The 7,184-nt window shown below is 35.2% G+C and carries 1 protein-coding gene and 1 pseudogene; both read left to right on the top strand.

The features are described 5' to 3' along the window. A pseudogene (locus ACCQ42_RS07340) lies at positions 1-1,019 on the top strand (hypothetical protein); the annotation flags it as partial. A 967-nt stretch (positions 1,020-1,986) separates the two neighbouring features. Continuing rightward, positions 1,987-7,184, top strand: a 5,198-nt coding sequence (locus ACCQ42_RS07335; RefSeq protein ID WP_410035797.1) for an InlB B-repeat-containing protein, incomplete at its 3' end; no start/stop codon positions are given.

Here is a 7,184-nt window from a genome sequence, read left to right as displayed (position 1 = left end):
TAAAAGATACAACACCAGCAGAAAAAGATGCTGATAAGATCACACCAAATATTCCAGCTGAAAAAACAGGCGTAAAAGATCTTGAAAACTTAACTGATGAAGAAAAGAAAGAAGTTAAGGGCAAGATTGAAAAAGCCAACAAAGACAACTTTCCAGCAAAAACAAAGGTAGATGTAGATAATAAGGGTAATGCAACAATCACATACCCAGATGGATCTAAAGATGTAATCCCAGCAAAAGACCTTGTATTCCAATACAAACATGGTGATCCAGCCATTGAAGAAAAACCAGAACTTAAGATAGCTGACATCATTGAACCAAATGTACCTGGAAAAACTGAAGTTGGTGACAAGAATAATCTAACAGACAAAGAAAAACAAGAAATTAAAGATAAGATAGAAAAAGCCAACAAAGACAACTTCCCAGAAGGAACAAAGGTAGATGTTGATAATAAGGGTAATGCAACAATCACCTATCCAGATGGATCAAAAGATGTAATCACAGCTGATAAGCTAGTTAATGAAAAATCTTCTGACAATGGCTCAGGCACTGGTGACATCAATATTCCATTCATCCCAGAATCAAATGCTGATGAAAGTGATAATAACAAGAAACCTGAAGAAGATGATAATAAGAAAGTAAAAACTGATGCAGAAAAGAACCCAGCTATTACACCAGAAAAAACTGGCGTAAAGGATAAGAACCACTTAACAGATGAAGAAAAACAAGAAGTAATCGACAAAGTTAAGAAGGCAAATCCAGCAGTAATCGACGTAATAGTAGATGATAAGGGTAACGCTACTCTAATCTATGCTGATGGTTCAAAGAACTTCATTAATGCTGATGATCTAATTTATCAAGTAGAAGCTAAGAAAGAAATGAGATCAAATACTAAAGGTAAGAAAGCAGGCGCAAACGTCAAGACAGGCGTAGGCTCTGTAAGCGGACTAATAGGACTAGCAGGAATCTCAATAGCAGGACTACTTGCAAGCAAGAAAAAAGAAGAAGAAGATAAATAAACTTATCTGAAACTTAAAAAACAAGACTCTTAATTGGGTCTTGTTTTTTTGGGCTTAATTGTGACGGTTGGTAGGGTTTTTGTATTTTAAAGAAAAACACTCTGTTTCGAGCACTTCTCCCCTTGTCTCGAGCGAAGCCGAGAGACCTATTACGAAAACTAAAATCCTAAGACAGCCTAAGCACGACAATTCACTATATTCGAAGGCTATATAAACAAATTACCGATGTACACACAGAACACTCAATAAAGAGAACCATGATGTCCTCCTAGAGCCACGATAACATGCATTGATTTGGGCGCTCTCGGCCGCTAGGGCAATTTTTATAGCCGAATGATAGCGCGGGAGCGCGGAGAGCTTCTAAGAAGCGGCATTCGGAGGGGCGTGCTTAAATCCCAAAACGATAATAAACACGATATGCCTCTATATTCGAAGGCTTTGAAAATAAACCTATACTTTGTGTATAGCAAATGATGATATAAAACTGTTTCTAATAGACTTGTCCTCATTGATCCGGATAGGCTCTCTTTTTAAGGAAAATCTTCATTTATGATAATTATATAAAATTTAAGAATATAAATTTCTTTGACGTTTATCTCTATATAAATTATTATATTAAAATATGTATATATATTAACCTTTTATCTATAGATAGCTTGAAGTATGCGTGAATTATTTATAGGATTTTTGGTGTAGATGGGCTAAATTCTAGGTTTAATTAAGTTGATTATATATTTATAAAATTACTGAGGAAATATTTTATATAAATTAAGATGACAAAAAAGTTATTGAAGGAAATTAAAAGGGAAGTATATTATCATCAGAGATGTCTTATCTCATCGTGACGACAGAGCTTGTAATGGATATTCATTATGAATTGTTATTATATTAGAATTATAAATAAGTATTTTAGGTAGATGATATTCATTGGAAATCGATAACAAGTAAATTATAAAAAGGAGTTCTTATGAAAGAGAAAAGATATGAATTGCTCAAATTTATTGAGTTCAAAAAGCAGAAAGGTTCCAATAGAAAACCTAGGTATGCTACAAGAAAACTAACCATCGGTTTAGTATCATGCATGCTAGGATTCTCTATAGTAGTAAGCCCTCAACTTGTAGAGGCTGGTGAATTAAATAAATCACCAGCTGCAACAGAAGAAGCGCAACCTGAAACAGTAGCAGGAAAACCTGAAGCTAAAAAAGAAGAAAATTCTAACGGAAAACCTGATGGTGAACCTGCTGGAAAACCTGCTGGCGAAGAGACTGCTGATGAAAAAGCAAAAGCTGAAGATGAATTAGCAGCCTACAAAGCAAAAGCTATTAAAGATATCGAAAAAGCTTTCGAAGCATTTGGCGAAGATGTAAAACCTTCTAAATCACTTGATGAATACAAAAAAGATGTAGAAGAAGCTAAAAGCATAAAAGCAGTAGATGAAGTAGTTGAAGCTGCAAAAGCTGAAGCAAAAACAGGTGCTAAGGACAGTGAAGCTGAGAAAAAAGAAGGCCAAGCAGAAGGTAAATCCGATCTTACTGAAGATAAAAAAACAGATAATAATGAATCTGAGCTTGAAGTTAGCGGAAAAAAAGTAAATAACCAATTAAAGGCTTCTGATTCTACAGAAAAGCCTGACGCACTCTCATCTGCGACTTATTACAGTAAGGCAAACTGGGAAAATCAAATCAAAGATAAATCTCGTTGGAAGGTTGGAGACAAGCAAAGACTTGTAAGGGTTACTACATCAGAACCTGTCGAAATGAACGACATTGATTATGATGGTAACTTTGTTGATGCCAACGGCAGAACTGTTCTAAGAATGGTTTATAAGGAAAAGGGTGCAGCAGTAACAACTGTATGGTACAGGGGTATATTTAACTTCGGAGAACTTGACCAATACATCGACTACGACAAATCTTATATAGTTGGTGTAAATACCTTAGGTAATGAAGCTAAAAGTGGAAATTTAGAACCATTTAATGACCGTAAGGAAAGAATCGTTGACCTAGGTGTATTAAGAGGGGACTTAACAAACCAAAGAAAGAACCTCCCTATTAACCTTGTTTTAAAAGAAGGTGTTACAATTAAAGACTTAGGTCAAAAGAACTACATCGTTCAAATGAGACTTGCTGATAAAAAGGGTGAAAGAATCTATGCCTATGCACCTAAGGGAACATCCATGGACTATTCAACTTATACCAAGACAACATCAGTTTTTCTTGAAGATAAGGTAAATAGACTATTTATCAAGGGTGGATACCAATCAGATGGAAATAACGCAACAAATCAAGAATTCGTTATGTCCGAATTTATTGCCAACCCAGAACAATATAAGGATGAAAAAAATCTTGGTATAATAAGAACCCAATACACGGGTCAAAGAGATGGAAACGCTGCTTCACCTACAACTGGTGGACAACCAATCGCCTTTACCCAAGCCTTTGATGCTAACCTTCTTAACTACTTGAAGCCTGATGACAAGGGCAATGTAGCCTATGTAAATGTTCTTGAAGATACAAGACTCAAATCAAAATTTTCACACAATTTTGGTATTAAACTAACAGACTTTAATAAATCCGCTGATGGTAAACTTGCTTACCTAGTTATTGCTCCTCACGACTTCCAAAAAGAAGGAATTAAGAAGGTTGAGATACCACAACACGACCAATACACTATGCTAAAAGGTATCTACATTACAGCTATCGACTATGTTGTAGATAAGGGCAAATTTGAAGATACTTTTGCAGGTAGAGATGAATTAAGTGGTGGTAATAAATCAAGAAAACTTAACTACTCAATGATCTCCGGCTGGACTAATCCAAATACAGACGGCTGGACTATCTTTGAAAAAGAATACAAAGATGGTTATGTAGCTCATGCAGGTGAATCTTTTATAATCGACACCACAAAGGACCCAGCAGATAAGCAAATTATGCTTCAAGTTGGTAATGAAGATGCGGTTATAAGAAAAGAGCAAGGTTACTACACTTATTATGTAACAAGTGATAAGGGTATTGAAAAAATTGAAAGATATGCGGATGGTATATTTAAGTTTGACCTTAGAGAAGGAGCTACTATAAAGCCTGGAGATAAGATAAAAATTTTCATGCCATATGCAAAAGACCATGATACCCCTGTAAACTTCCTTGAAATTAATAACGGAACTGAGCTAAATGAAGGCGGAGCAACCCTAACCTTACAAAAAAATAGAAATATAAATATGCACCTTTATAAGGAAGGCAAAAAAGGTTACTATATCCTTAAATACACACTTGCAGACGGAACTAAAGCTGAAAAGAAATTTGAACCAAAGGTTACATGGTCATATGATAACAAAGACAGAGTTATGACCGGTGTTCCAAATGGTGCAACAGTATCAACTGGTGGTAACTTCTTTATCAATACATCTAAATTAAAACCAGGCGAAGATATTTATGTAGAATCTTATGATGAAAATGGTAATAAATTAGAAAACCAAACATCTTGGTTCAAGTATAGACCTTTAGAAAAAGCTCAAGATACTGTTAAGGAACTTACATGGACTGACCACTCTGATAAATCATCCATCCTTTCTATAAATAAGTCACTTTACACTCCATATCATTTGATATTTACAAATGATTATGCAGAAGGAACAGAAGACTTCTATAAGGACCCAAGAGTATTGCCAGCTGATAATGCTAAGTTTAACACTGATACAACAAAAATCGTTGGTTATACAAAGTATGACGGTGGTAAGGTAAGATTACTTTACGATGGAAAAGACAAAAAAGTTTATGCCAAAGTAGAAGCTGATTCAAACGAATATGATGATAAGGGTAATCTAGTCGGCGAAGATATGAGGAAGAAAATCCTTATTCCAAAAGCTAATATCTTTGATGCTCAATTTGAAGGAGATGAAAAAGAATACGAGGCTTATGAATATAGGGTAGATTTAACAAAGATGCTTCCTTATCATTCAGATGATAAGACTGAAAAACCTCTTACTTTATTAAAGGATATGAAGATCTTATCCACTGCTTCAGACGGCTCATCACTACCATCTGACTTATACGAAACAAGAGTTAGGGCAAGGGTATTGTTTGACGCAAATACTGGTAAACTTGCTGATGGTAAAGATAGAGAAGTAAGAATAGCACCAGACAATGTTAATTTCTACGACCAAGAAGGTTATGTAGCCAACGGCTTTGAAGGTGCAAATGTTAAAGAAGGTACTGGTGATAAATTCGCAAAGACACCAACACTAGATGGAAAGCACTTCCTAGGTTGGGTTACTGAAGAAGGTAAGAAAGCCTTAGGAGATAAGGCAGTCGTTACAGCTGATGAATTTAATAAATTAAGTAAAGATCAAATCTTTACTAATGAAACACCAATAACAAAACAATTGGTTGTTTATGCTATGTATTCTGATCAAGTAACAGTTACCTTTGATGCAGACGGTGGTAAATTTGCTGACAGCAAGGATACAACTAATGTTAAAGTAGAAGATGAAAAAGTAACAGCACCTACACCAGACCCAACAAGAGATGGATATACTTTTAAGGGCTGGGCAGATACAAAAGATGCAACAACACCAAATGTTACAGACTTTACAGGAATCACATCACCAAAAACTTATTATGCAGTTTGGGAACAAACTGATAAAACTCCTTTAAAGTTAAATGATCCAGAAAAAACAGTAGTAAAAGATAAAACATCGTTAACAGAAAAAGAACAAGAAAAAGTTGAAGCTGCTGTTATAAAAGTAAACCCAGACTTAAATTTAACACCAGCAGATGTTGTAGTTGATGATGACGGTAAAGTAACAGTTACAAAAGATGGTAAGACTGGAACAATAACATCAGATAAGACTGTTGAACAAGAAAAAGTTCAAAACAACTTCAACCCACCAAAAGAACCAGTTAAGGTTGTTGATAAAACAAAATTAACACCCGAAGAAAAACAAGCTGTAAAAGATGCTATTAAAGCAGCTAACACAGACAGAAACTTCACAGATGATGACATCACAGTAAATGATGACGGATCAGTTAATATAAATCAAGGTGGTAAGGTAGGTTCATTTACACCAGAACAAACAGTTGTACAAAAAGATACAATTCTTGATTTGACTGCTCCAGATAAGACTGAAGTAAAGGATACAACTAACTTAACACAAGATGAAAGAGATAAGGTAGCTGCAGCAGTTAAAGCAAAGAATAATCTTACTGATGACGATAAGATTGAAGTAGATAGTAAGGGTAATGTAACAGTAACAACTGCAGATGGTAAGAAGACTGGAACATTAGAAGGAAAAGATACAGTAAAACCATTTGACAGAGCTGGCAAAACATTAAATAATCCAAAAATAACACCAGTATCAGATCTTAATAAACTTACTGATTACGAAAAGATTAAGGTAAGAGATGCTGTTAAGGCAGCCAACCCAGACCTAGACTTCAAAGACGAAGAAATCAAAGTTGCAGATGATGGTACAGTAACAGTACCTATGGGAACAGCTGGGGATAAAACTATCGCACCAGCTAAAACGGTTAAAAAAGACGAAGCTAGCGACAATAAAATCGCATTAAAGGCACCAGAAAAAACACCAGTACAAAACATTAATGAATTAACAGAAGCAGAAAAAGAAAAAGTTAAGGAAGCTGTTAAAAAAGCAAATCCAGATCTACCTGATACTGCAAAAATCAATGTTGCTGATGATGGTTCTGTAATAGTTACTGACGGAGGTAAAACTGGAGCCCTATCTCAAAATGATACAGTAGTAGATGACGCTACAAAATTAACATTAAACAAACCAAGCAAAGTTAAGGTTAGAAACTTAGAAAATCTTACACCTGAAGAACAAAAAGCAGTAAAAGACGCTGTAAAAGCTGTTAACCCAAGCTTAACAGATGACCAAATCACAGTTGATGACAAGGGTAACGTAACAGTAACTGTAAAAGAAGGCGAAACTACAAAGACAGCTAAATTAGGACCTGAAGATACAATCGAAAAAGATGATTCACTAATTGCTCCAGAAAAGACTGAAGTAAAAGACCCATCTAAGTTAACAGACGAAGAAAAGAAAGCTGTTGAAGATGCAGTTAAGAAAGCAAATCCAGATCTACCAGCAGATGCGAAAGTAACTGTAGGAGATGACGGCTCAGTAACTGTAACAGATAAAGATGGCAA

The sequence above is a fragment of the Anaerococcus kampingae genome, assembly GCF_046365475.1.
In the GTDB taxonomy this organism is placed as follows: domain Bacteria; phylum Bacillota; class Clostridia; order Tissierellales; family Peptoniphilaceae; genus Anaerococcus; species Anaerococcus kampingae.
This window is presented reverse-complemented; position numbering and strand designations above follow the sequence as displayed.